General features: G+C 76.4%; 21 protein-coding genes. 8 read left to right on the top strand and 13 right to left on the bottom strand.

Features of this window, described 5'->3' with window-relative positions; all coding sequences use genetic code 11:
- Nucleotides 1–48 precede the first annotated feature (48 nt).
- The 6 genes from O7633_RS32310 to O7633_RS32285 all read left to right on the top strand — a co-directional run bounded on the left by O7633_RS32310 (nucleotide 49) and on the right by O7633_RS32285 (nucleotide 5,817).
- A complete protein-coding gene (locus O7633_RS32310) occupies nucleotides 49–1,221 on the top strand; it encodes a 4-hydroxybenzoate 3-monooxygenase (RefSeq protein ID WP_282325110.1) in 1,173 nt (390 codons plus the stop codon).
- A 223-nt stretch (nucleotides 1,222–1,444) separates the two neighbouring features.
- Entirely contained in the window at nucleotides 1,445–2,407 is a 963-nt protein-coding gene (locus O7633_RS32305) for an ABC transporter substrate-binding protein (protein WP_282325109.1), read from the top strand.
- A gap of 72 nt (nucleotides 2,408–2,479) precedes the next feature.
- Complete coding sequence (locus O7633_RS32300) at nucleotides 2,480–3,280, top strand: ABC transporter permease (protein WP_282325108.1); 801 nt, start codon at nucleotides 2,480–2,482, stop codon at nucleotides 3,278–3,280.
- Nucleotides 3,277–4,101, top strand: coding sequence for an ABC transporter permease subunit (locus tag O7633_RS32295; RefSeq protein ID WP_282325107.1), 825 nt, complete (start codon nucleotides 3,277–3,279; stop codon nucleotides 4,099–4,101). Before O7633_RS32300 ends, O7633_RS32295 begins: the two co-directional genes overlap by 4 nt.
- The gene (locus O7633_RS32290; RefSeq protein ID WP_278134078.1) at nucleotides 4,094–4,903 is read left to right on the top strand and encodes an ABC transporter ATP-binding protein; all 810 of its coding nucleotides are present in this window, start codon (nucleotides 4,094–4,096) and stop codon (nucleotides 4,901–4,903) included. The genes O7633_RS32295 and O7633_RS32290 overlap by 8 nt, the downstream gene beginning before the upstream one ends.
- A 26-nt stretch (nucleotides 4,904–4,929) precedes the next feature.
- A complete protein-coding gene (locus O7633_RS32285) occupies nucleotides 4,930–5,817 on the top strand; it encodes a PaaX family transcriptional regulator C-terminal domain-containing protein (RefSeq protein ID WP_282325106.1) in 888 nt (295 codons plus the stop codon).
- Here O7633_RS32285 and O7633_RS32280 read toward each other — a convergent pair.
- The 4 genes from O7633_RS32280 to O7633_RS32265 all read right to left on the bottom strand — a co-directional run bounded on the left by O7633_RS32280 (nucleotide 5,741) and on the right by O7633_RS32265 (nucleotide 9,659).
- On the bottom strand, nucleotides 5,741–7,267 hold the full coding sequence (locus tag O7633_RS32280) for a long-chain fatty acid--CoA ligase (protein WP_282325105.1): 1,527 nt from the start codon (nucleotides 7,265–7,267) through the stop codon (nucleotides 5,741–5,743). The two genes, O7633_RS32285 and O7633_RS32280, sit on opposite strands and share 77 nt — an antisense overlap.
- An 87-nt stretch (nucleotides 7,268–7,354) precedes the next feature.
- Nucleotides 7,355–7,807, bottom strand: coding sequence for a MaoC family dehydratase (locus tag O7633_RS32275; RefSeq protein WP_278134070.1), 453 nt, complete (start codon nucleotides 7,805–7,807; stop codon nucleotides 7,355–7,357).
- A 17-nt stretch (nucleotides 7,808–7,824) separates the two neighbouring features.
- Nucleotides 7,825–8,706: an amidohydrolase family protein gene (locus O7633_RS32270; RefSeq protein WP_282325104.1), complete on the bottom strand. Its 882-nt coding sequence runs from the start codon at nucleotides 8,704–8,706 to the stop codon at nucleotides 7,825–7,827.
- A 26-nt stretch (nucleotides 8,707–8,732) separates the two neighbouring features.
- Complete coding sequence (locus O7633_RS32265; RefSeq protein ID WP_178064307.1) at nucleotides 8,733–9,659, bottom strand: SDR family NAD(P)-dependent oxidoreductase; 927 nt, start codon at nucleotides 9,657–9,659, stop codon at nucleotides 8,733–8,735.
- A gap of 82 nt (nucleotides 9,660–9,741) precedes the next feature.
- On the opposite strand from O7633_RS32265, the gene O7633_RS32260 reads away from it, so the two are divergent.
- Entirely contained in the window at nucleotides 9,742–10,221 is a 480-nt protein-coding gene (locus O7633_RS32260; RefSeq protein WP_178064306.1) for a MarR family winged helix-turn-helix transcriptional regulator, read from the top strand.
- Between the two features lie 22 nt (nucleotides 10,222–10,243).
- Here O7633_RS32260 and O7633_RS32255 read toward each other — a convergent pair whose 3' ends face one another.
- The 3 genes from O7633_RS32255 to O7633_RS32245 are packed head-to-tail and all read right to left on the bottom strand — an operon-like array spanning nucleotide 10,244 to nucleotide 12,359.
- Nucleotides 10,244–10,984 carry an IclR family transcriptional regulator gene (locus O7633_RS32255; protein ID WP_282325103.1) on the bottom strand — a complete coding sequence of 247 codons (741 nt, stop codon included), beginning with the start codon at nucleotides 10,982–10,984 and terminating at the stop codon, nucleotides 10,244–10,246.
- A gap of 29 nt (nucleotides 10,985–11,013) precedes the next feature.
- Nucleotides 11,014–11,319, bottom strand: coding sequence for a 2Fe-2S iron-sulfur cluster binding domain-containing protein (locus O7633_RS32250; protein ID WP_282325102.1), 306 nt, complete (start codon nucleotides 11,317–11,319; stop codon nucleotides 11,014–11,016).
- Nucleotides 11,316–12,359, bottom strand: coding sequence for an aromatic ring-hydroxylating dioxygenase subunit alpha (locus tag O7633_RS32245; RefSeq protein WP_282325101.1), 1,044 nt, complete (start codon nucleotides 12,357–12,359; stop codon nucleotides 11,316–11,318). The genes O7633_RS32250 and O7633_RS32245 overlap by 4 nt, the downstream gene beginning before the upstream one ends.
- 266 nt (nucleotides 12,360–12,625) lie before the next feature.
- On the opposite strand from O7633_RS32245, the gene O7633_RS32240 reads away from it, so the two are divergent.
- On the top strand, nucleotides 12,626–14,314 hold the full coding sequence (locus tag O7633_RS32240) for a ricin-type beta-trefoil lectin domain protein (RefSeq protein ID WP_282325100.1): 1,689 nt from the start codon (nucleotides 12,626–12,628) through the stop codon (nucleotides 14,312–14,314).
- Here O7633_RS32240 and O7633_RS32235 read toward each other — a convergent pair.
- From O7633_RS32235 to O7633_RS32210, 6 genes are all read right to left on the bottom strand, one after another.
- Nucleotides 14,311–15,258, bottom strand: coding sequence for a hypothetical protein (locus O7633_RS32235; protein WP_282325099.1), 948 nt, complete (start codon nucleotides 15,256–15,258; stop codon nucleotides 14,311–14,313). The two genes, O7633_RS32240 and O7633_RS32235, sit on opposite strands and share 4 nt — an antisense overlap.
- An 81-nt stretch (nucleotides 15,259–15,339) precedes the next feature.
- Nucleotides 15,340–15,981 carry a sigma-70 family RNA polymerase sigma factor gene (locus O7633_RS32230; protein ID WP_282325098.1) on the bottom strand — a complete coding sequence of 214 codons (642 nt, stop codon included), beginning with the start codon at nucleotides 15,979–15,981 and terminating at the stop codon, nucleotides 15,340–15,342.
- Nucleotides 15,982–16,198: 217 nt separating this feature from the next.
- Nucleotides 16,199–19,564, bottom strand: coding sequence for an AAA family ATPase (locus O7633_RS32225; protein WP_282325097.1), 3,366 nt, complete (start codon nucleotides 19,562–19,564; stop codon nucleotides 16,199–16,201).
- A complete protein-coding gene (locus O7633_RS32220) occupies nucleotides 19,561–22,065 on the bottom strand; it encodes a hypothetical protein (RefSeq protein ID WP_282325096.1) in 2,505 nt (834 codons plus the stop codon). The genes O7633_RS32225 and O7633_RS32220 overlap by 4 nt, the downstream gene beginning before the upstream one ends.
- Nucleotides 22,058–23,119 carry a hypothetical protein gene (locus tag O7633_RS32215; protein ID WP_282325095.1) on the bottom strand — a complete coding sequence of 354 codons (1,062 nt, stop codon included), beginning with the start codon at nucleotides 23,117–23,119 and terminating at the stop codon, nucleotides 22,058–22,060. The genes O7633_RS32220 and O7633_RS32215 overlap by 8 nt, the downstream gene beginning before the upstream one ends.
- A complete protein-coding gene (locus O7633_RS32210; RefSeq protein WP_282325094.1) occupies nucleotides 23,116–24,198 on the bottom strand; it encodes a hypothetical protein in 1,083 nt (360 codons plus the stop codon). The genes O7633_RS32215 and O7633_RS32210 overlap by 4 nt, the downstream gene beginning before the upstream one ends.
- Nucleotides 24,199–24,207: the final 9 nt, after the last annotated feature.

Here is a 24,207-nt window from a genome sequence, read left to right as displayed (position 1 = left end):
AGGAGAACACCCGTTCGCTGAGCGAACACTCCCGGGAGGATGCCGCTGATGCGTACCCAGGTCGGGATCGTCGGCGCCGGGCCGGCGGGGCTCATGCTGTCGCACCTGCTGCACCTGCGCGGGATCGAGTCCGTGGTGCTGGAGAGCCGCAGCCGCGACCACGTCGAGCACCGGGTCCGGGCCGGGGTCCTCGAACAGGGCTCGGTCGACCTGCTCTGCCGTGCCGGGCTCGGCGAGCGGCTGCTGCGGGAGGGGCTGCGGCACGAGGGCATCGAGCTGCGCTTCGCCGGGGAGTCGCACCGGGTGCCGATGACGGAGCTGACCGGGCGGGCGATCACCGTCTACGGGCAGCAGGAGGTGGTCAAGGACCTGATCGCCGCCCGGCTGGCGGCCGGCGGCCGGATCCTCTTCGAGGCCGACGCCGTCCGCCTGGCCCATCTGGACTCGGACTCACCGGTCGTCCACTTCCGACGCGACGGGCGCGGGGAGGAGCTGCGCTGCGACTTCGTGGCCGGCTGCGACGGGTTCCACGGGGTCAGCCGGCGCGCGGCGCCCGAGGGGGCGCTGACCACCTACGAGCGGACGTACCCCTTCGCCTGGCTGGGCGTCCTCGCCGCCGCCGCGCCGGCCGTGACGGAGCTCGTCTACGCCCACCACGACCGGGGCTTCGCCCTCTACAGCATGCGCTCGCCCGAGATCTCCCGGCTCTACCTCCAGGTCGCGCCCGACGAGGACGTCGCCGCGTGGCCGGACGAGCGGATCTGGGCGGAGCTGAGGGCGCGGCTGGAGACGGTGCCGGGCTGGTCGCTCACCGCGGGGCCGATCCTGGAGAAGTCCGTCACCCCGATGCGCAGCTTCGTGGTCGAGCCGATGCGCTGGGAGCGGCTGTTCCTGGCCGGCGACGCCGTGCACATCGTCCCGCCCACCGGCGCGAAGGGCATGAACCTGGCCCTCGCCGACGTCGCGCTGCTCGCCGACGCCTTCGCCGGGTGGTACGACCGGGGGCGCGCCGACCTGCTGGCGGGCTACTCGGCCACGGCGCTGCGCCGGGTCTGGCGGGCGCAGCACTTCTCCTGGTGGATGACCTCCATGCTGCACCGGCTGGACCGCGACGACCCGTACGAGACGAAGGTGCAGACCGCGACGCTGCGCTACGTCGCCACGTCCCGCGCCTACGCCACGAGCCTGGCCGAGAACTACGTGGGCCTGCCCGAGGTCTGAGGGGAGCGACGCCGCCACAGCGGAGCGTTGTTCAACCTATTCATGACGGGCGTCAGAAATTCTTGACTTTCGATGCCCGGGTGGCCGACCATGGCCAGCACGGCGGCGTGCGCCCCCACGCGGCGGTCGATCCACCCGCAGGCCCGAGGCATCCGCCGGCTTCCGACGCACCACCACCCCGCGCCACCCCCGCCCAGGAAGGGCCCCGTCAATGAAGAAGGTCATGGCTCTCGGGCTGATCGCCGCCGCCGCGATCGCCCTCACAGGATGCACCGACTCCGACGCGTCCGCCCCGTCCGAGCAGACCTCGGGCGACCTGCGCAAGGTCCGGGTCGCGGCGCTGCCCATCACCGAGACCGCCGCGCTGTGGGGCGGCATCAAGGCGGGCCTCTTCGCCGAGCGCGGGCTCCAGGTCGAGGTGCTGCCGGCCCAGGGCGGCGCGCAGGCCATCCCCGCCCTGCTCAACGGCGACATCGACTTCGCGATCGGCCAGCCCTTCGGCGCGTTCCGGGCCGACCTGAGCGACCTCGGCGTCGTCATCATCGGCAACTACGCCTCCTCGTACGCCGACGGTGACGACATCAACGCCGTGGTCGCCTCGGCGAAGTCCGGCATCAGGCGGCCGGCCGACCTCGCGGGCAGACGGGTCTCGGTCAACAGCCTGGGCGCCGCCGGCGACGTGACGATCATGGCGGCGGTCGAGAGGGACGGCGGCGACCCCTCGAAGATCAAGTTCGTCGAGGTCGCCTTCCCCGACGCCCCGGCCCAGCTGGCGGCGGGCAACATCGACGCCGCCTGGGTGCCGGAGCCCTTCGTCACCCAGCTCAGGAGCCGGGGCGACACCTTCGTCGTCGCGCCCTACCAGGCGGTCGTGCCCGGCCTGACCACCCTCACCACGATCACCACCGCCGACCGCACGGAAAAGGACGCCAAGCTGGTCGAGGACTTCTCGGCGGCGATGAAGCGGACCCTGGAGTGGGCCGGGGACCCCGCCAACGAGACGGCCGTGCGGCAGGCCATCAAGGACAACCTCCAACTGCCGCCGCCGGTGGCCGACTCGGTGCGGCTGCCGGCGTTCGGCTGGCAGGTCGACCGGTCGAGCCTCCAGAGGCTCGCCGAACTCGCGCAGAAGTACCGGGTGCTCGACCGGCAGCCCGACCTCGACCGGCTCGTCCGCCAGCGGTGACCGGCGCGCCCGCGCCCTGCCCGGCCACCCGGGCGGAAAGGGCCGGGTCGCCCACGCGAACACGGAGGTGACATGAGCGTCCGCACCACCCGAGCCGCCCGGCCGCTGCGCAGGGGGCTGCTGGGCGTCGCCGGCCTGGCCGGGTTCCTCGTCGGCTGGCAGCTCGTCCCGGCCCTGGGCCTGGTCGATCCGCAGTACCTGCCGTACGTCACCGACGTGCTGGCGCGGCTGTCCGAGCAGCTCGTCGACCTCGCGTTCTGGCGGCGGCTGGGCGCCACCATGACGTCCTGGGCGATCGGCCTGACCGTGGCCACCTGCGCCGCCGTCGTCCTCGGCACGGTCGTCGGCCTCGCCCCGCCCCTGCGGCGCGCGACCCACACGACGGTCGAGTTCCTGCGGCCGGTCCCGTCGGTCGCCCTCATCCCCCTCGCCGTGCTGATGTTCGGCATCCAGCGGCAGGCCGCCCTCGTCATCATCGTCTACGCGTCGTTCTGGCAGGTGTTCGTGCAGGTGATCTACGGCGTCGCCGACGTCGACGCGGTCGCCCGCGACACCGCCCGCAGCTTCGGCCTGACCCGCCGCGAGCGGCTGACGCACCTGGTCCTGCCGACCGCCCTGCCGTACCTGATGACGGGCCTGCGGCTCGCGGCGGCGGTCGCGCTCATCCTCGCCGTGACCGCGGAGATGGTGATCGGCAACCCCGGGCTCGGGCGCATGATCGAGCTGTCCCGCTCCGCCGGGGACGCCGTCGGCCTGTACGCCCTCGTCGTGGTCACCGGGCTGCTCGGGCTCACGGTGAACCTCGTCTTCCGGTTCGTCGAGCGCCGGGCGCTGTCGTGGCACCAGTCCGTACGGGGGGAGGAGGCCGGATGACGACCCACCCGGGCCGGATCGCCACCATGCCGCGCCGTCGGGGCGTCGGGCCCCGGATCGCGGCGGGCCTCGGCCACGCGCTGGGGCTGCCGACGCTGCTCCTGGTGGCCTGGGGCCTGGCGGCGACGAGGGCGACGAACCGGTTCCTCCCCGGCCCGGCGGCGATCCTCGACGCCTTCGTGGACACCTGGGTCGGCCCCGCGTTCGTCGAGGACGTGCTGCCGAGCCTCTACCGCCTCGGCCTCGGCGTCGCCGCGTCGATCGTGCTGGGCGTCGTCGCCGGCGCCGTCATCGGCCTGACCCCCTGGCTGCGCGAGCTGCTCGAACCGTTGCTGGAGTTCCTCCGGGCGGTCCCGCCGCCCGTGCTGATCCCGGTGGTCATGCTCCTGCTCGGCATCACCGACACCATGAAGGTCGTGGTGATCGTCTCCGGCGCGGTCTGGCCGATCCTGCTGAACACGGTCGAGGGCGTCCGGGCGACCGACAGCGTCATGACGGAGACGGCCCGGTCGTTCCGGGTGTCCCGGTGGCAGCGGCTCCGGTTCCTCGTGCTGCCGGCCGCCAGCCCCCGGATCATGACCGGGGTCCGGCAGGCCCTCTCGGTCGCGCTCATCCTGATGGTCATCTCCGAGATGTTCGCCTCGTCGGCCGGGCTCGGCTACCGGATCGCCTACTTCCAGCGCAACTACCTCATCGCCGAGATGTGGAGCGGCATCCTCCTGCTCGGCGGAGTCGGCGTCCTGCTCGCCGTCGCCTTCGGTCTCGTCGAACGGCGCGTCCTGCGCTGGTACCACGGAATCCGGGAGGTCCACCGTGCCTGACCGCACCCTGCTGCGGGTGGAGCACCTGCGCAAGGTCTACGAGTCCACGACGGGCGGCGTCGAGGCGATCGGGGACGTCAGCTTCACGATGGCGGCCGGCGAGCTGGTCTGCGTCGTCGGGCCGTCCGGCTGCGGCAAGACCACCCTGCTGAAGTGCCTCGCCGGGCTGCTGCGGCCCACCGGCGGCGTGGTCGAGATGGACGGCGCGCCGGTGACCGGGCCGAGCCCCGCCATGGCCGTCGTGTTCCAGGAGTACGGCCGCAGCCTCTATCCGTGGCTGACGGTGCGCGGCAACGTCGAGCTGCCGCTGCGGCACAAGAAGCTCTCCCGCGCGCAGCGGCGTCGGCTGGTCGACGACGCGCTCGACGCGGTGGGCCTGGCACACGCCGCGCCCAGCCACCCGTGGCAGCTCTCCGGCGGGATGCAGCAGCGCGTGGCGATCGCGCGGGCCGTCGCGTACCAGCCGGAGGTCCTGATCATGGACGAGCCGTTCGCCGCGGTGGACGCGCAGACCCGGGCGGACCTGGAGGACCTGGTCCGCGAGCTGCACGCCAGCCGGCGGATGTCGATCGTCTTCGTCACCCACGACATCGACGAGTCGGTCTACCTGGGCCAGCGGGTCATCGTGCTGTCCAGCTCGCCGACCCGGGTCCAGGAGGACCTCGCCATCGACCTGCCGCCCGAACGCGACCAGATCGGCACCCGCGCCCTGCCCCGCTTCACGCACCTGCGCACGCACGTCTACGGCGAGATCCAGCGGGCCAAGCGCGGGCGGGCCGTCGCCCCACGGCCCGCGCCGTGACGGCGGACCCGGCGAAGGGAAGGGCCGTGGCCAGCCGTCAGCCGAAGCAACTGCTGCTCGCCTTCTTCGGCGAGCACGTCGTCGACGGCGCCACGGGGCCGATCCGGGCCAGCGTCCTGATCCAGGTGCTGGAGGGCGCGGGCGTCGCCGCGCCGGCGACGCGGGCGACCCTCGACCGGCTCGTGCGCAGCGGCATCCTCGCGCGCAGCCGCCACGGCCGGGAGATCCTGTTCGCGCTGACCGAGCACGGGGTGGCGGTGCTGCGGGAGGCGACCCACCGGGTGCGCGGGCCGCGGCCGTTCGACCCGCAGGGCAGCGGGTGGACCCTGGTGACCTTCTCGATCCCGGAGGACCAGCGGATGCTGCGGCACCGGCTGCGCTCGACGCTGACCTGGGAGGGCTTCGCGCCGTTGCGGGACGGGCTGTGGCTGGCCCCCGGCGAGGTCGACCTCGCCGGGTCGCTGGAGCCGCTGCGGCAGGACCTCCCGCCGCACGCCGTGGTGGCGTTCCACGCCCGCGAGCTCGCCGGGTTCCCGATCGCCGAGAGCGTCCGCGCCGCCTGGGACATCGAGGCGATCCGGCGCGCGCACCTCGCGTTCATCGACGTGTGGGGCGACCCGGCCGCGCCGGCGATGGCGTCGAGCGCCCTGACCGTGCGCACGATGCTGGTGGCCGACTGGCTCGCGCTGCTGCGCGCCGACCCGCGGCTGCCGGCCGAGTTCATGGACGCGCAGTGGCCGGCCACCCGGTCGGTGGAGACCTACCGGCGGGTGCACCGGGCGCTGGCCGAGGCGTCCGCGGCGGAGTTCGCCGCACTCGTCGCGGCCCGGCCCGCGGTCAGCCGGCGAACCGGGCCCGCAGCTCGGCCTTCCGCACCTTCCCCGACGCCGTCCGCGGCAGCTCGTCGACGATGACGACGTTCTTCGGCAGCTTGTAGCGGGCGATCCGGCCGTCGAGGCGCGCCCGCACGGTGTCGGTGTCCACCCGCGCCCCCGCCCGCACGGTGACGACCGCCCACGGCACCTCGCCCCAGCGCTCGTCCGGCACGCCGATGACCGCCGCCGAGACCACCCCGTCGATCTCGGCGAGGAGCTGCTCGACCTCGGCCGGGTAGATGTTCTCGCCACCCGAGATGATCATGTCCTTGAGCCGGCCGGAGATGTAGAGGTAGCCGTCGGCGTCCAGGTGGCCCAGGTCGCCGGAGCGGAACCACCCGTCGGCGGTGAACGCCTCGGCGGTCGCCCCGGCGAGCCCGTGGTAGCCGGCGAAGACGTTCGGCCCGGCCACCTCGATCTCGCCGACCTCGCCGGTGGACGCCGGCCGGCCCGCCGCGTCGCTGACCCGCACGTCGGTGAAGAAGTGCGGCAGGCCGACGCTGCCCTGCTTGGCGCGGGTCATCGCCGGCGGCAGGGCGGTCGCCCCCGGGGACGCCTCCGTCATGCCGTAGCCCTGCGAGAACGACAGGCCCCGCGCCTCGTACGCGTCGAGGATGCGCGCGGGCACGGCCGAGCCGCCGCAGGTGAGCTTCGCCAGGGTCGACAGGTCGGTCGACGCCCAGGCGGGATGGTCGGCCAGCAGCTGGTAGGTGGTCGGCACGCCGCTGAGCATGGTGACCCCGTGCCGCTCGATCTGCGCGAGCGCCCGCCCCGGGTCGAAGCCCCTCTCGACGACCAGGGTGGCGCCCTTGAGGATGACCGGCAGGGCGCCCATGCCGAGCGAGGCGACGTGGAACAGCGGGGAGATCATGAGCGCCACGTCCGTCGAGACGACGTCGTAGTCGACCACGCAGTTGAGCGCGACCCAGGTGAGGTTCCCGTGGGTCAGCACCGCGCCCTTGGCCCGGCCGGTGGTGCCCGAGGTGTAGACGATCGCCGCCGGGTCCCCGTGACCGGTCTCGACCGGGCCGGCGGCACCGGCGTCGGCGGCCCGCGCCAGGTCGGCCAGGCCCGGCCGGTCCGCGCCGCCCGCGCCGGTGACGACGACGTGCGGGGGCCGGGCGGCCGGCCCGACGACGGCCACCGAACCCGCGAGGTCGGGGTCGTGGATCAGCACGCGCGCGCCGCAGTCGGCGAGGACGTGGCCGATCTCGGGCGGCGCGAGGCGGGTGTTGACCGGCACGAAGACCGCGCCGACCTGCGCCGCCGCGAACATCACCTGGAGGAACTCCGGGCTGTTCTCCCCCAGGTAGGCCACGGCGTCCCCCCGGCCGACGCCCAGCTGGCGCAGCGCCGCCGAGACCCGGTCCACGGCGTCGGCGAGCTGCCGGTACGTGACGGTGTCGCCCTCGCCGTGGACGAGGGCCACCTTGTCCGGGGACTTGAGCCGACGCCTGGCCGTCCAGACGCCGATCCCGTGCTGGTGCATCGTCGGTCTCCTGGTGGTGGAGGTGGTGTGCCGGTCCGGCCGGCGGACTCCCGCGCACAGGCGGGGAAGCGGTACGGCCTCCCGCGCTCAGGCGTGGAAGCGGTACAGCCCGCGCGCGACGACCGCCGGCTTCGTCCCGCCCTCGATCTCGATCGTCTGGTCGACGACGAGCTGGTAGCCGCCGCGGACCTCGGTGACCTCGACGACGGTGGCCCGCATCCGCACCCGCGACCCGACCGCGACCGGGGCGGGGAAGCGCACCCGGTCGAGCCCGTAGTTCACCTTCGTGGCCACGCCCTCGACCTCCAGCAGCTCCGTCCAGAAGGGAACGGCCAGCGAGAGGGTCAGGAAGCCGTGCGCGATCGGCGCGCCGAACGGGCCGGTCCGCGCCCGTTCGGGGTCGACGTGGATCCACTGGTGGTCGTCGGTGGCGTCCGCGAACAGGTTCACCTGGTCCTGGCTGACCGTCCGGTAGGCGGTGCAGCCCAGGTCGACGCCGGCGAGGTCGGCGAGCCGCTCGTAGGTGGTGGTCGTCGTCATGGCGCTTCCTCTCGTCGTCACCGGGCCAGGCCCAGCAGCCGGGCCGCGTTGTCCTTGAGGATGCCCGGCAGCACGTCCGGCCTGAGGTCGGTGGCCGCCACGTCGCGCAGCCAGCGGTCGGGGGTGAGCAGGGGGTAGTCGGTGCCGAAGAGGACCCGTCGCCGCAGCGACGAGTTGGCGTGGCGCACCAGCTCGGCCGGGAAGTACTTCGGGCTCCAGCCGGACAGGTCGATCCAGGTGTTGGGCTTGTGCGTGACCACGGACAGCGCCTCGTCCTGCCAGGGCACCGAGGGGTGCGCCAGGATGATCTGGAGGTCGGGGAAGTCGGCGGCGACCGGGTCGAGCAGCATCGGGTTCGACAGGCCGAGACGCAGGCCGTGGCCGCCGCGGGTGCCGGCGCCGATGCCGGTCTGTCCGGTGTGGAAGATCGCCGGGAGGCCGGCCCGCTCGATCAGGCCCCACAGCGGCGCGTACTCGTCGTGGCTGGGGTCGAAGCCCTGCACGGTGGGGTGGAACTTGAAGCCGCGCACGCCCTCCTGCTCGATCAGCCGGGCGGCGAGGTCGAGGGCCGCCGCGCCGGTGCGCGGGTCGACCGACCCGAAGGGGATGAGCACGTCGGCGTGCTCGGCCGCCGCGCGGGCGATGTCGACGCTGGACAGCGGCGGGTGCCGCAGCTGGGTGCGCGCGTCCACGGTGAAGACGACGGCGGCCATGCCGCGCTCGCGGTAGTACTGCGCCACCGCCCCGACCGCGGGCCGGGGCCCATCGGTCCGGAAGTAGGCCGACGCCGCCGCCACCAGCGGCTCGGGCAGCGAGGCGTGGCCGTGGTCGTCGACCTCGATGTGCACGTGCACGTCGATGGCCGTGACGGCGTCGAGGTCGATCGCGGGCTGGTACATGGGGGGGCCAACCTTCGTCGGGCGGGTCAGGAGGTCGCGGGCCGGAACTCCTCGGGCAGCTCCGGGAAGCGTTCGCCGACGCTCTGCGCGGCCCCGGCGAACGTCGTCGGCCACGCCTGGCGCAGCGCGTCGTAGGTCCAGCCGCCCGCGCGGTGGGCCGTCAGCGCCGCCTCGGGGTGGGTCCAGATCTGGAGCCGGTCGCCACCCACCCCGATCACCTGGCCGGTCACCGAGGCCGCCGCGTCGGAGCCGAGGAACGCGACGAGCCCCGCCACGTCGTCCGCCGTGCCGAACCCGAGGTCGTGCCGGAAGAACGCGGGCACCGGCTCCCCGTTCTCCTCGGCCCGCACGGCCGCGGCGAAGTAGGGGATGGTGGCGGTCATCGCGGTCGCGGCGACCGGGACGACGGCGTTGGCGGTGATGGCGGCCCGCCGCAGCTCCAGCGCCCAGGTGCGGACCATGCCCACGATGCCCGCCTTGACGGCCGCGTAGTTGGTCTGGCCGAAGTTGCCCCGCTGCCCGGTGGGCGACCCGACGCAGATGATCCGGCCGCCCTCGCCGGCCTGCCGCATGTGCCGCACCGCCTCGCGGGCGGTGGTGAACGTGCCGCGCAGGTGCACGTCGACGACGGTGTCGAAGTCGTCGTCGCTCATCTTCCACAGCACGGTGTCGCGCAGCACGCCGGCGTTGGTCACCAGGACGTCCAGCCGGCCGAACCGCCCGACCGCCGTGGCGACCAGCTCCTTCGCGGTCTCGGTCGGGCCGACCGGCGCGACCACCGCGACGGCCCGGCCGCCGGACGCCTCGATGGCCGCGACGGCGTCGGCCGCGGCCCCGGCGTCGACGTCGTTGACCACGACGGACGCCCCCCGCCGCGCCAGCTCCCGCGCGTAGGCGAGCCCGAGGCCCCGCCCGGATCCGGTGACGATGGCGACTCTGCCGTCCAGTGACATGGCTGCTCCTTCGCGTCGATGCGATCTGAGCACGATCCATTGATAAAGTCAATTATTGACAGATCTTGCTACCATCGGCGGCATGTCGCCAACTGGGAAGACCCGGCCGACCGGACCCGACCGGCTGCGGGACAGCGTGCTCGCCGGCGACCTGAGCTTCCTGCTGGCCCGCGCCAACGCGCTCACCCTCGCGGCCGCGAACGCGGCCCTCGCCGAGCACGGGCTGAAGGCGCGCTCCTACTCGGTGCTCGCCCTCGCCGCCGACGACACCCGCCCCACCCAGCGGGAGCTCGCCGAGTTCCTCCGCCTCGACCCGAGCCAGGTCGTCGCCCTCATCGACGGCCTGGAACGGCGGGAGCTGGTCGAGCGGCGCACCGACCCCGCCGACCGCCGCGCGAACGTCCTCGTCGCCACCGACGCCGGCCGGGCCCTGTTCGCCCGCGCCCAGGCCTCCGCGCGGGCCGTGGAGCTGGGCCTGCTGGCCGCCGTGCCGCCCGAGGACCACGAGCGGCTGGCCCACCTGCTGCGCACCGCCGCCGGCCTGGCCCGCCCGCTGCCGTGACCGGCCGCGCCCCGCCGCGCGCTCAGCCCAGCGCCCGGGAGAGCACCCGGCCCGCGGCCCGCACCAGCGGGACCAGCGCCACCGGGTCGGCCCGGTCGTGGGCCACCACCAGCGAGATCGCCGCCACCACGCCCTCCGGCGCGCGGATCGGCGCGGCCACCGAGAGGGCGTCCATGGTCACCTGGCGGTCGCTGACCGCGTAGCCGGTCCGCCGCACGTCGGCGAGGCAGCGGCGCAGCCGGCCCGCGTCGGTCACGGTCAGGTTGGTGTACCGCCGGAGCGGCGCGGCCAGCACCCGTTCCTGCACCTGCGCGGGCGCGTGGGCGAGCAGGACCAGCCCGACGCCGGTGGCGTGCAACGCGAAGCGGCCACCGACCCGGGTCAGCACCGGCACCGCGTGCCGCCCGGCGATCCGTTCGACGAAGACGACCTCGAGGTCCTGCCGGACGGCGAGCTGGACGTTCTCGTGGGTGACCTCGTACAGGTCCTCCATGACCGGCAGGGCCACCTCCCGCAGCCCCAGGCCCCTCGGCGCGAGCGAGCCCACCTCCCACAGCCGCAGGCCGATCCGGTACCGCCCGTCGTCGCCGCGCTCCAGCGCCCCCCACGCGAGGAGCTCCGCCGCCCGCCGGTGCGCGGTCGGCAGCGGCAGCCCCGCGCGGCGGGCCAGCTCGGTCAGGGTCAACGCCGGGCTGGCCGGGGTGAACGCGGCGAGCAGCGCCAGCGTCCGCCCCGTCACCGACCGTCCCGGCTGCCCGCGCATCCCGCCATCATCCCGCCCGCGCCGGCCGGTCACAGCTCCAGGACGAGCCGGGGCGTACGGGCCCGGGAGACGCAGATCAGCATGGTGTCCCCGGCGGCCCGCTCCCGCTCGGTGAGCAGGCTGTCGCGGTGCTCGGGGACGCCGTCGAGCACCGGGGTCTCGCAGGTGCCGCAGGTGCCCCCCTCCCGGCAGGACGACAGGACCCCCACGCCGGCCTCCTCCACCGCGCTCAGGATCGACGTGCCCGGCGGCACGGTCACCGTCCGCCCGGAGAGCGCGAGCTCGACCTCGATCGCCGTGTCCGCACCGCCGGCCGGGTCGGGCGAGGCGGTCACCGGGGCGCTCCCGCCGCCCCCGGCCCGACCATCCGGGCCAGCAGCCGCCGGGCGGCCAGGCCACCGGCGTCGATGTTGACGCTCAGCTCCTGGTACCGGTCCGGCTCGGCCGCGATCACCCGCTCCAGGACGTCGAGCGCCGCCACGTCCTGCATGACCACGGTGTGGTTGCTGTGGTGCAGGTACTCGCTCACCGACCCGTCGTCGACCGCGAAGTCACGCGCCACCGCCCAGAAGTCGTACGTGGTGTGCTCGGTCGACGGCGTGATGGCGTACACGATCTCGGCGTGGAACGCCCCGCTGTCCTCGCCCTCGGCGGGCGGCAGGACGCCCCGCGGCGCGATCCGGCTGTGCAGGAGATAGAGGCAGGGCGGGTGGTACTCGATGTCCTGCCACCGGGTGATCCGGCCCCGGATCCCGGTCGAGCGCGCGTAGAACGGCGGGCACTCGGCGTCGTCCATGTGCCGGCTGACGCGGACGACGCCCCGCTCCTCGTCCACCTCGGTGACGATCGGGGTGTCCGCCACCTCCGGCGTGCCGATGTAGCCGCCGTGCAGGTACGTCTCGTGCGACAGGTCCATCAGGTTGTCCACCAGCAGGCCGTACCGCGCGTTCAGCGGCGCCATCCCGCGCACCACCGCGTAGCGGGGGTCGGCCAGCCACGGCGCGCGGGGGATCCCGGCCGGGTCGGCGCGCTCCCGGTCGCCGATCCACACCCAGACGAGGGAGTCCTGCTCCACCACGGGGTACGCGGCGACCCGCGCGGTGCGGGGAATGCGCTGCTGGCCCGGCACGAAGACGCACGCCCCGGTCGGGTCGTAGGTGAAGCCGTGGTACCCGCAGACGATCGTGTCACCGTCGAGACGGCTCTCCGACAGCGGGTAGCGCCGATGCACGCACCGGTCGGCGAGCGCCACCGCCGCCCCGGCTCCGGTGCGGTAGAGCACCAGCGGCTCGCCGAGCACCGTGCGGGCGAGCAGGTCCCGCCCGACCTCGGCACCGTAGGCCGCCACGTACCACTGGTCACGGGCGAACGCCATGCGACCGATCCCCTCCCGAACGAACATCGATGGGGACGAATCGTCCCGTGCGGTGTCCCGGACGGGGAACCGGGGCTTTCACTGAATGGAAACGCGGGCCGAAGTGTTCCGGCACGGCGCACCGGCGGGCACGGCCGTCCGCGCCCGCCACCGGCGCGGTTGCCGCCCACCGACCCGCCGGGCAAACTCCTTCCTGATCTGACTGAACCGTCGACCGGTTCAGCCCGTTGAGGGGTCGAATCCGCAGCCTGCCGAGGAGCGCCACGGTGCCACTGACCTCCAAGCCCTACCGCCAGCGCCTGGGACGGCTCGTCGGCGCGGTGCGGCGGCGGACGCCCCGGCTCCCCGGCCCGCCGCTGGTCACCCGGATCGCCGCCGGCGTCCTCGTGCTGGCCCTCGCCGTGCTGGCCGGCTTCGCGGCCAGCGCCGGCTTCGGCACGGCCACCGCCGAGACCGTGCGCGAGGGCAGGCCGGTCCCCGCCGACCAGGCGCAGATGATCGCCCAGGCCGCGCTCTCCTGCCCGACGCTCACCGCCCCGCGCCTGGCCGGTCAGCTCATGGCCGCGTCGGGCTTCGACGCCGACGCGCGCACCGACGACGGCGGTTCCGGGGTCGCCGGCCTGAGCGACGAGCTCTGGCAGCGCTGGCGTCCGTGGCCCGACGCGCCCCGGCTGGACGTCGCGGCGAACATCGTCGCGCTCGCCCACCACATGTGCGATCTCGTCGGGCAGATCCGGCAGTCCGACATCGACGGCGACGCGTGGGAGCTGGCGCTCGCCGCCCACCGTTCCGGGTTCTCCGTCGTCCAGGCCGACCGGCGCGTCCCCGACGCGGCGGCCCCGTACGTACGCACCGTCGTCGGATACACCACGTGGTACTCCCGGCAGCCCGACTTCGACCGCGACGCGGCCGGCGGGCCGCCGACCGCCGCCCAGCCGGCACCGGCCGCCGGCAGCGCGCCGCGTGCCATCCCCCAGGAGCACCTGGAGCTGATCCTCGCCGCCGGCAAGGTCTGTCCGGCGGTGACGCCGGCGAAGATCGCCGGTCAGCTGATGGCGGCGTCGGGGTTCAACCCGCACCTGCTCGGCGCGAACGGGGCCCAGGGCATCGCCCAGTTCCTCCCCGCGCTCTGGAGCCGGTACGCCACCGCCGGGCAGTCGCCGTGGGAGCCGGCGGCGGCGATCCCCACCCTCGCCCGGACGATGTGCGCCCTCACCACCGACCTGGCCGGCCTGGCCGCCGACCCGTACCCGATCGCGCTGGCCACCTTCCAGTGGGGCCCGGGGGTGCAGACCGGTGGCGCGCCCAACCTGTCCACGGTGGAGCAGCACGCCGGTCGGGTCCTCGCCTACGCCGCCTTCTACGCCCAGGATCCGCGCCTCGGCGGCCGTCCGTCGCCGCGCCCCACGGTCGCGCCGGCCGCGCCCACCGGGCCGGCGCTCGCCCTGCCCACCCGCAGGCCCGCCGCGGCCGGCGACCCGTCCCGCCCGGCCGCCTCCGCCACCAGGACCACCCCGGCGGCCCCCCGCACCACCCGGGCGACCCCCCGGGCCACCACCGCGGCGCCGGCCGCGACCACCTACCAGATCAAGGGGTACGGCGGTAAGTGCGTGCACGCGCCCAGCGCCGCCGACGGCCAGCAGCTCGTGCTCTGGGGCTGCGGCAGCTCGACCCGGCAGAAGTGGACCTTCGGCGGCGACGGGACGGTCCGGATGGGCAGCCTCTGCATGGACCTCGCGGACGCCGCCACGGCCGACGGCACCCGGGTGCAACTCGCGACCTGCAACGGCGGCTGGGCCCAGAAGTTCTGGGTCAACGCCTCCGGTGACCTGGTCAACTCGGTCGTCGGCAGGTGCGTCGAGGTGCGGGACTGGTCCACCGCCAACGGCACCGGCCTGCAACTGTGGACGTGCAGCGGCGGGGCCAACCAGAAGTGGACGAAGGTGCGCGGCTAGCGGGGGCCGCCCAGGCGCGCCGACACCACGGCCGTGCCGTCGGCGTCGGCGACGGCGAAGAACGCCAGGGTGTCGACGGGGACGGTGATCTCGCCGCTGACGTCCTGCGGGCCGGCCGTCGCCGTCCACCGCGCCACCTGGTGCGTCCGGGTGTCGGTGGCGACCGCGTAGAGGCGGTATTCGACCCCGGCGGTCAGGCCGACCACGGTGGCCCGCACGTCGGCGACCGGACCGGGCCGCCCGGCGCGGGCCGAGACGGTGACGGAGAGCCGCGCGGTCGCGCCGGTGCCCTCCACCGTCACCCCCGCGTTGACCGGGTTGACGGTGGCCGAGCCGGTCTCGGGCGGCCCGCCGGCGTAGCGCTGGCCGAGGGAGACGCCGAGGGACACCGCCGCGACCACGGCGAGCCCGCCGGCGACGAGCCACGACCGGCGGCCGCGCCGGGCCCGGCCGGGGGCGTGTCCCGCCGGGCCCCGCGCGGCCGGGCCGGCGGCCCGCGCCGGGCGGCGGCCCGGCCGGCCCCGGTCCGTGACCCCAACGGGCTCCGGCGCGTCGACCGGCCCGGCGGCGGTGGACTCGGGGCCAGCGGTGGGCCGGGAGTCGGCAGTGGACTCGGAGTCGGCGGTGGGCCCGGGGCCGGCGCCGGGCTCACCGTCGGTGCGGGTCCCGGTGGCGGCGGGTGGGGTGTGCGCGCCGACCGGTGCCGGCGCGGACCCGACCGCGAGCAGGTCCGCGGCCTCGTCGCTGGTGAGCCCGGAGAACGCGGTCATCAGCGGGCCCAGCCGGTCGCACTCGTCCAGGCAGATGGCGCAGGTCCCGAGGTGGCGTTCGAAGTCCTGTTCGGCCTGCGGGTCGAGGTCGCCCCACAGGTAGGGGGCGCACGACTCCAGTGGGGCGTGGGCCGCCGGGCCGGGGGCGTCGCTGTCGCTGCGGAGGTCGGTCATGGTCGTCAGCTCTGCTCGGGGAGGCAGCGCCTCGCGGTTCTGCCGCCGCAATCGTATGCCATCGCGGTGGTGGCGGACTCCTCACGCACCGTCGACCCTCCCGATGACGGCGCGCAGCGCACGCAGGGCGTAGTAGGCGCGGGACTTGACGGTGCCCTCGGCGATGCCGAAGGCGGCCGCGATCTCGGCGGTGGACAGCCCCCGGAAGTAGACGGCCTCCACGACCCTGCGGTGCTCGGCGCTGATCTTCGGCAACGCGTCCCGGATGGTCTGCGTGGTCACCACCCCCTCGGCCACGTCGCCGGTCGTCGGCATCCGGTTGAGGTCCAGCGAGCCGACCTCGGTCGGGCGGGCCTGCCGGGCCCGCGCCACGTCGATGGCGACCCGGCGCGCCACGGTGAACAGCCAGCGCCGCTGGGTCTCCGGGTCGACGGCCAGGTTGTCGATGTTGCGCCACGCCCGGACCATCGTCTCCTGGAGCAGGTCCTCGGCCAGTTGCCGCTCGCCGAGCGCCAGCCGGAGCAGGAAGCGGAACAACGGATCGGCGTGGGCGTCGTGCAGCGCCCGCAGCCGCGCGTCGGGCGGGAGGTCCGCCGCCGACGACGTGGCCTCGACGTCAGCCGGAGACGGAGCCCGGTCGTCGACCCGGGTGTCGCCTGCCGCCACCTCGATGCCGGCCCCGCCCGGCGCGTCCGCGTCCGGCACGCGAGAAAGACCTGCCACCCGGCGCCTCCCCAGCACACTCACCGTCCGCGTGACCGGCTGCGCAGGCGCATTCGGACAATCAGCCACACGGCGACCCAGGAGAGCATACGGGTAGCCGGCCGGCGTCCTGTCGCTGCTGTCGCCCCGGTCCGGGCGGCGGGGTCGGCGCCGGCGGGAGCGGCCGGAGCGGCGGGCCCGTGACCCGGTGGTCACGACGCCCGCCGCCCGCGCCGGGCTAGCCATGGACGGCCGCCGCGGGGGTGACGTCCTCGGCGCGCAGCGTGCGCAGGTCCGCGACGGTCGGCCCGGTCAGGCCGCGCAGCCGGCCCGCCTGCCGGGTCACCGCCTCGTCGAGGACCTGGCGGGCGTACCGGCCGTTGCCGAAGGCCCGGCCGTGGGGCACCTGCTCGAAGTGCCTGCGCAGGGCCGTCAGGGTGTCCCCGGGGCAGTCGTAGCCGCCGGCCCGGGCGATGCCCTCGAAGATGGCGACCAACTCGTCGGCGGTGTACGGGGCGAAGTGGATCCGCCGCGAGAAGCGGGACGCCAGGCCGGCGTTCGCGGCGAGGAACTGCTCGATCTCCGCCTCGTAGCCGGCGACGATCACCACCACCTCGTCGCGGTGGTCCTCCATCAGCTTGACCAGCGTGTCGATCGCCTCCCGGCCGAAGTCGTTGCGGGCGTCGGGCGGGGCGAGGGTGTACGCCTCGTCGATGAACAGCACCCCGCCCCGGGCCCGCTCGAACGCCTCCCGGGTGCGCTGCGCGGTGTGCCCGACGTACTCGCCGACCAGGTCGGCGCGGGCGACCTCGACCAGTTGCCCGCCGCGCAGCACGCCCAACGCGGTGAGCAGTTGCCCGTAGAGGCGGGCCACCGTGGTCTTGCCCGTGCCCGGCGGGCCGGAGAAGACCAGGTGCCGGGAGACCGACGGGGCGGGCAGGCCGGCCCGGACCCGCGTCCGGACGGCGGCCAGCAGGTCGATCAGCTCGGCCACCTCCTGCTTCACCGCGTCCAGGCCGACCATGGCGTGCAGCCGGGCCAGCAGGGCGTCCACCGCGGCGGCGGGCGGCTCGTCGTCCACCGGGCCCGTCCCCACCTCGCCGAGGTCCTGCGGCAGCAGCTGCGCCAGTTCCACCCCGGACGCGGCGCCGCTGCCCGACAGCCGGAACGCCTGCCGGCTGACCATCTCCTCGAAGGTCTGCCGGGCCACCCGGGCGTTGCCGAACGAACCGGTGCGCGGCATCGCCTCGAACAACGTCTCCAGGGCGAGGCGGGTGTCGTACTCCAGGGCGTAGTGGTGGCTGCTGCACAGCCGCTCGACGATCTGCACCAGCTCCGGCGTGGAGTAGCTCTCGAACTCGACGGTCTTGGAGAACCGGGAGGCCAGCCCCGGGTTCGCCGCCAGGAACGTGCGCATCTGCGCCGAGTACCCGGCGACGATCACCACCACCTCGTCGCGGTGGTCCTCCATCAACTTGACCAGCGTGTCGATCGCCTCCCGGCCGAAGTCGTGCCCCGAGCCGCCGCCGTCGACCGGCGCGAGGGTGTACGCCTCGTCGACGAAGAGCACGCCGCCGACGGCCTCGCGGAACCGCTCGGTGGTCTTCACCGCCGTGCCGCCGATGTGTTCGGCGACCAGGTCGGCGCGGGCCACCTCGACCAACTGCCCGCCGGGCAGCACGCCGAGGGCGGCCAGGATCCGACCGTAGAGCCGGGCGACGGTGGTCTTCCCGGTGCCCGGCGCGCCCGCGAAGATCATGTGCCGGGACATCGGCGGCGCGGGCAGCCCCGCGGCCGCCCGGCGCTGGCTGATCCGGTGCAGCCCGACCAGGGTCGCCACCTCCCGTTTCACCCCGGCGAGGCCGACCAGCGCGTCCAGCTGGGCCAGCAGCGGCGCGACCGGGTCGTCGGCGGCGGGCGTCGCCGGCGGCGTGGGGGCCGCCACCGCGCCGGTGGCCGCGGGTGCCGGCGGGTCGCCGTGGACGGGCGGCTGCGGCGGGCGTTCCCGGCCCGGCCCGGCCCCGTCGGCGGCTGCGACGGGGACGACCGGTGGCGCGCCGTCGTCGCCGCCGACGACCTCGACGGCGGCGTCGGCGACCGTGGTGAGCACCGGCCCTCCCTCGTTGCCGCGCAGTTCCGTGCGGACCAGCCGCACCGGCCGGCGCGTCTCGACCAGCACTCCGGCCCCGGTGTTGCCGAACACCTCGCACCCGGTCAGTTCGCCCTGCGAGTCGCCCGCGAACCGCACCCCCGGCCCGCCGCTGCCGCGCACCCGGCTGCGCCGCAGGTGCACGCCCGACCCGCGCTGCGCGGTGACCCCGACGCTCCGGCTGCCGAGCACGTCCACGCCGGCCGCCCGCAGCCGCCCGTCCGCCACGACCAGCCCGCTCGCGCAGTCGCGCAGGGTGACGCCGTCCAGGACCAGTTCGCCGCCGCCGACCGCCGCGCCGGCCGCCCCGGCCCCCGTCACCTCGCCCCGCCGGACGCTGACCCGGGCCTCCTCGGCGACCCGCAACCCGTCCTCCGCCGGCCCGGTGACGGTGAGGTCCTCCAGCTCGGGCCGGGAGGTGCCGCGGGCCAGCAGCCCGCAGCGGGCCCGGGCGACCGTCACCCCGTGGACGCTGCCGCTCGCCGCCCCGGCGAAGAGAAGTCCCGCCCCGTCGGTGGCGGTCAGCGTGCCGCCCTCGATCCGGGGCGCCGCCGCGCCGGTCACCACCAGGGCCGCGCCGGTCGCCACCTCGACGCTGAGCCCGCGGTAGGTGCCGGTGGCGGTGGCCTGGACGCTGATGCCGTGCCCGCTCTCGACGCCCACGACGCAGTCGCGCAGCGTCGGGTCGGCGTGCCCGTCGACCAGCACCGCCGGGCCGGTCGCCGCGCGGATCTCGCAGCCGGCCAGCTCGGGGCTGCCGCCGGTCACCAGCACCGGGTGGCCGGCGGTGTCCGCGATCCGGGTGCCGACGAGCCGGATCGCGCCGTCCTCGACGACCAGCCCCGGGCCGTCGACGGCGGTGATCGTGCACTGTTCCAGCAGCCCCCGGCCGCCGGCGGTGCACAGCACCGCGCTGCCGCGTACGTCGGTGAGGGTGCAGTCGCGCAGGACCGGGTCGCCGCCGGTGACGGCCACGGCCACCGTGCCGATCCCGGCGATCTCGGTCCGGGTGACCTGCCCCGTGCCGGCGCGTTCGAAGAGGAGGCCGGCGCCACCGGGGTTGCCGATCCGACCGTCCCGCATGGCCAGCTCGCCGCCGGGCACGTGCACCGCGACGATGCCGCCGGCCCGCACGGCGCACCGGGTGAGCTCCAGCCGCCCGGCCCGGATCTGGACCGCCGGGAGCTGCCCCGCGCCGCCGACCAGCTCGATCCCGTGCAGCGTCACCGACCCGCCGCCGACGAAGAGGGCGACGCCCTCGCCGCCGTCGATGGTCACCGTGCCCGGCCCCTCCTCGGCGATCAGCGTGACGTCGCCGCCGAGCTGGATCTGCTCGCGGTAGCGCCCCGGCTGCACGACGACGGTGGCCCCGGCCGGGGCGACGGCCAACGCGCCCGCGATCGTCGACTGGCAGCCCGGCTCCGTCTGGGAGACCGCCATCACCGTTCCGTTCACCCCGCACCACCCTCTCGTCCTGTCGGTTGCGCCCACCCCGGCGGGCCCGCCTCGGGCGTCGGCGCGGCCGCGCCCCGCCGGTCGCCCGGTCCGGCGCCGTCGGGCGGGGCGAACAGCCGTCCGGCCGGGTCGAAGCCGGGCGCCACGGCCAGTGGCGCGGTGGTCGCTGTCGCTCCGGCCTCGGCCCCGGCGGCCGACCGGAGCCGGGCCAGGGTCTGTTCGCCGGCGGTGGCCGCCCGGCCGGGCGGCAGTTCCCGGAGGAAGACCCGCCGCGGGTCCCGGACGCCGGTCGGTTCCAGGGCGAGCACCTCGAAGCAGGTCCCGGCGGGGAAGACGGCCGGGGACCCGGCGTCGGCGCGGGGCGCGGCCCGGTTGGCGGCCGGGCCGCCGCGCGCGGCGACGCCGGCTGCGGCGAGGCCGCCGAGCCGGCGGGCCCCGGTGGACCAGATCACCAGCTCGGCCCCGCCGTCGGGGACGACGGGAGGCACGGGGTCGACGTCGAGGAAGGCCGGCTCGACCAGGACCGTGCCGGGCCGGTAGCCGGGCTCGGGCAGCGCGGTCACCGCACGGAAGACCGGGCCGAAGACCGCCGGCAGGCGGCGCAGCCCGTAGGCGATCCAGCGGGCCAGCAGCGCCGGGTCGGCGGCCGGGTCGGGGTCTACTCCGTCGCGCAGGGCCGCGTTCACCGTCGCCCGCTCGCCCGCGCAGTAGGCGCGGACGGCGACCAGGCCGGCCGGCAGGTCCGGGGCGCTCATCGCGGCCACCCGCAGCCCCGGCTCCTCCGCCAGGGTCCGGGTCACCACCTGGGTGTACGCGTCGTACCGGCCGGCGAGGATCCGGCGCAGCGCGGCCCGGTCGTCGGCGGCGAGCGCACGCCCGTCGGGCCGCCACGGCGTCGGAACCCGGGCCGGGCCGGTCGGCGGGGCGGGCGCACGCCCCGGCGCGGGCTCGCCGTCGCCGGCCGGCGGCGCGGCGTCGACCGCCGCACCGGACGCCGCCGGGGCCGTCGGTGCCGGTGGTGCCGCCCCGGCACCCGGGTCCGGCCCCGGCGGTCCCACCTGCGGGCCCGGCTCCAATGGGTCCGTCCCGGCGCTCGCCCCGGACGGGGCCGAGGCCGGGCCGGGCTGCTCCACCCGAGGGTCCGCCGCCGGGCCGGGCGGGTCCGCCGGGGCCGGTCCGATCCGCAGCAGGTCGAGGCCGGGGGCGCGGAACCCCTGCCACCGTCGGGCGACGTCCGGCGGCACGAGCGCCGCGTCGACGGCCGCCGCGGACCCGCCGGCCGCGAGCACCGGCGCGGCGACGGTACTCGCGGGCGGCGGCGCGGCGACGGTACTCGCGGGCGGCGGCAGGACGGGGCCGAGGTCGTGCACCAGCCGGGCCGTGCCGGCGGGGCCCCGGGGATGCCACCGGCGGAACGTGCCCGGGGTGGTGAGCAGCCCCGTCGCGGTGACCTCGACGCGGTCGTCGCTGGCGATCACCGGACGGGCGAGCGCATCGGCGAGGGCCCCGAACAGCATCCCGGCCACGGCCGGGTAGGGCCCGCCGCCGCGCAGCGCCACGGGCCGCCCGTCGAGCCACCCGGCGGCCAGGTGGCCGGCGAGCACGCCGGGCGGCACCGGACGCCCGTCGACGCGGAAACCGCCGGCACCGATCGCCACCTCGACCAGGAACACGTCGAGGGGCTCCGGGTCGGACCGGCGCGGCTCCTCGACGTCCAGGAAGGACCAGCCGCCCGGAATCGCGCGGCCCGGCGGCGGCCCGGCGGCGGCCGGCGGGAGTGGCGGCCGACCGGTCGCGGCCCCGGCGGCGGGCCGGGGCGGGCCGGGGCGGGCGGGCTCCGGGTCGGGGCGGGCGGGCTCCGGGTCGGCGGTCGACGGCACGGGCAGCCAGGTGTACCCGTCGCCGACCCGGGTCACCTGCCAACCCTCGGGCGTCCCGGCCCGGGACGGGCCGGGGGCGTCGACAGGGCGGGATGGACCGGGGGCGTCGACAGGGCGGGACGGGCCGGGGGCGTCGACAGGGCGGGACGGGCCGGGGGCGTCGAGGGGGCGGGGCGGGTCCGGCAGCGGGGCGCGCCAGGCGGCCGGCGGCTCCTCCGGCCGGACCGGGCCGCCGGCGGCGCGGATCCACCGCCGCGCCACCGGGACGGCCCGGGTGGACACGGCCGGGGCGTCCAGCGGCACCGACCCGTCGATCCCGAGGTCCGTGGCGAGCCCGGCCGCCAGGCCGGGCACCGCGTCGGGGTCGGCGTAGCGGCCGAGCGGGACCAGCCGGACGCCGACCGCCGAACCACCGAGATGGCGGGGCAGCAGGTCGGCGAGGAGGCCGAACAGGTCCGGCCGCTCCGAGACGGCCGACGAGCAGAGCACCGGGGTCCGGTCGGGGTCGGCCGGCAGGCGGGCGGCGACACCGGTGAGGGCGGCGAACGGCTCGGCCCCGCCGTGGACGAGGAGCACGTCGCCGACGAGAACCGCGCGGACGGTCGCGGACGGGTCACTCATCGCCGGCTGCCCCGTCGCCCACGCGCCGCAGGGACGCGGGGCCGTCGGGGCCGCCGGCGGCCCCGGCCAGCGCCGCCCGCGCCCGGTGCACCGCCACCGCGTCCACGTCGGGCACGGTGTAGTCGGCCGCCCGGATGGTGGCCAGCAGCCCCGGGTCCGGCGCGATGCGGTACCGGGTCAGGTAGTGCCCGGCGGCGGCCGACCAGATCCACCGGCCGTCGGCGCGCAGGTCCGTCGGCACCCGGCGGGTCGGCTCGATGACGTCGGGCACCCGCACCGGGCTGGCGACCAGGCAGCACCCGGCGGCCAGATACCCGGCGACCCGGTCGGCCTCGGCCGCCGGCAGCCGGGGCCGGTCGGCGGCGAACGCCGGGTTCCCGGCGGCGTCGAGGGCGTCGAAGGTCGCCGCGATCCGCACCGGCCCGGCCGGCCGGGCGGCCCAGAGCAGGACGGCCCGCCTCAGCGCGCGGCGCTGGTAGGACGGCAGGTCGGCGGCGTCCGCGAAGACCTCGACCAGCGGGTCGTGTTCGCCGGCCGCCACCAGCGCGGCCTGGATCCGCCCGGCGAGCGCGACCGCACCGGCGCGGTCCTGCGCCAGGTAGACGCGCTTCGCCGGCGGGTACGGCGTCGCCATGACCGGGTGCCGCCAGACCCGCCACAGCCCGGTGGGTCCGGCGCTGCCGTCGACGCCCGCGACGGCGGCGACGGCGGCCCGGTCGACCCGGTCCGGTCCGGCCCCGCCGGCCGGGTCCGCGGGCCCGGCGGCGGGACGCGTCGGGGTCAGGGCGTAGGGCGGCGGGTCGTCCCGCCCGCTGCGGGGCACGTCGGCGAGCAGGTCGGCCGGGCCGCCGGCGGCGGCGAGCGCCCCGGTGAGCAGCAGCGCGTCGGCGTCGGTCAGGTGGACCTGCCGGGCCAGGGCGGCGAAGGCCAGCGCCCGGGCGGCCTCGGCCGCCTCGCCCGTGGCCAGCCAGCCACGGGCGGCGGACAGCAGCGGCGCGGGGGCGTGCCCGGCGACCCGAAGCAGCACCCGGTGCAACGCCGACGGCAGGGTCATGCCCCCACAACGGGGGGCCCGCCCGGTCGGTTCAACCCGATCCGCTCCGTGCCGCACATCGCGGCGAACAGGAACGACAGCGAGCGGTGCACCGCCACCGCGTCGACCGGCGGCGCGGCGTAGCCGGCGGCCCGGATCTGCGCGAGCAGGCCCGGATCGGGGGCGAGGCCGTACTGGTCGGTGTAGTAGGTGACCGCCTCCGACCACAGCCACCGCCCGTCACCCCGGATGCCCGTCGGCACCCCGGCGGCGGCGGAGTCGGGGGCGAAGACGTCCGCCGACCGCTGCGGGCCGGCCAGCAGCGGCGCGCCCGCGCTCAGGTACGCCACGACCCGTTCCGCCTCGTCGTCGGCGAGCGCCTCGGGCGGGGCGGCGGGGTCGGGCGGCGCGGCCATCCGCAGCGGCTCTGCGGGGCGGGTCGCCCAGAGCAGGGCCGAGTAGGCCAGCGCCCGCCGCTGGTAGGGCGGCAGCTCCGCCGGGTCGGCGAAGACCTCGACCAGCGGATGCCGCTCACCGGCGGCCTCCAGGGCGGAGCCGACCCGGGCGGCGAGGGCGACCGGCTCTGCGGCCTGCACGAGGTAGAGCCGCTTCGGGGGCGGGTGCCGCGCGTCGACGGCGGGGTAGCGCCAGGCCCGCCAGAGACCCATCGGCCCCGGTGGCCCGGACACGGCGGCCACGGCGGCCCGGTCGAGGTCGTCGGGCCCGCCGAACTCCGCCCCGCCGGCGGTCAGGTCCAGGCTGTACGGGACCCGGACGCCGGGCTCGGCCAGCACCTGCGGGCCCACCGGGGCCATCCCGTACGGCACCGGCGGGCCCGGCTCGCCCGGGGACAGCCCGGCCGCGACGCCGTCGTCCGTGCCGAGGATCCCGGCGAGCAGTTCCGCCTCCGCCCCCGTCACCTGGACCCGCCCGGTCAGGCAGGTGAACGTCAGCGCCTGGGCCACCTCGGCGAGCTGGCCCGCCGCGAGCCACTGGCGGGCCGCGCTGACCAGGTCGTCCGGTGCCTGTCCGGCGAGACGCAACAGGAGCCGGTGCACGGCGGCGCCCCGGTCGGTGGCCGGATCGGTCGTCGCAGTCATGCCACCACA

The sequence above is a fragment of the Micromonospora sp. WMMD712 genome (assembly GCF_029581295.1).
GTDB classification, from domain to species: Bacteria; Actinomycetota; Actinomycetes; order Mycobacteriales; family Micromonosporaceae; genus Micromonospora; species Micromonospora carbonacea.
Note: the sequence above shows the minus strand (reverse complement) of the source record. Positions and strands in the feature narration are given on the sequence as shown.

Excerpts from the sequence above, each read along its gene's own strand:
- O7633_RS32260 (WP_178064306.1), top strand. The coding sequence starts at position 9,742 with ATGTCGCCAACTGGGAAGACCCGGCCGACCGGACCCGACCGGCTGCGG.
- O7633_RS32280 (WP_282325105.1), bottom strand. The coding sequence starts at position 7,267 with ATGCACCAGCACGGGATCGGCGTCTGGACGGCCAGGCGTCGGCTCAAG.
- O7633_RS32270 (WP_282325104.1), bottom strand. The coding sequence starts at position 8,706 with ATGTACCAGCCCGCGATCGACCTCGACGCCGTCACGGCCATCGACGTG.
- O7633_RS32255 (WP_282325103.1), bottom strand. The coding sequence starts at position 10,984 with ATGCGCGGGCAGCCGGGACGGTCGGTGACGGGGCGGACGCTGGCGCTG.
- O7633_RS32235 (WP_282325099.1), bottom strand. The coding sequence starts at position 15,258 with ATGACCGACCTCCGCAGCGACAGCGACGCCCCCGGCCCGGCGGCCCAC.
- O7633_RS32210 (WP_282325094.1), bottom strand. The coding sequence starts at position 24,198 with ATGACTGCGACGACCGATCCGGCCACCGACCGGGGCGCCGCCGTGCAC.
- O7633_RS32300 (WP_282325108.1), top strand. The coding sequence starts at position 2,480 with ATGAGCGTCCGCACCACCCGAGCCGCCCGGCCGCTGCGCAGGGGGCTG.
- O7633_RS32265 (WP_178064307.1), bottom strand. The coding sequence starts at position 9,659 with ATGTCACTGGACGGCAGAGTCGCCATCGTCACCGGATCCGGGCGGGGC.
- O7633_RS32275 (WP_278134070.1), bottom strand. The coding sequence starts at position 7,807 with ATGACGACGACCACCACCTACGAGCGGCTCGCCGACCTCGCCGGCGTC.
- O7633_RS32220 (WP_282325096.1), bottom strand. The coding sequence starts at position 22,065 with ATGAGTGACCCGTCCGCGACCGTCCGCGCGGTTCTCGTCGGCGACGTG.
- O7633_RS32310 (WP_282325110.1), top strand. The coding sequence starts at position 49 with ATGCGTACCCAGGTCGGGATCGTCGGCGCCGGGCCGGCGGGGCTCATG.
- O7633_RS32295 (WP_282325107.1), top strand. The coding sequence starts at position 3,277 with ATGACGACCCACCCGGGCCGGATCGCCACCATGCCGCGCCGTCGGGGC.
- O7633_RS32215 (WP_282325095.1), bottom strand. The coding sequence starts at position 23,119 with ATGACCCTGCCGTCGGCGTTGCACCGGGTGCTGCTTCGGGTCGCCGGG.
- O7633_RS32245 (WP_282325101.1), bottom strand. The coding sequence starts at position 12,359 with ATGGCGTTCGCCCGTGACCAGTGGTACGTGGCGGCCTACGGTGCCGAG.
- O7633_RS32305 (WP_282325109.1), top strand. The coding sequence starts at position 1,445 with ATGGCTCTCGGGCTGATCGCCGCCGCCGCGATCGCCCTCACAGGATGC.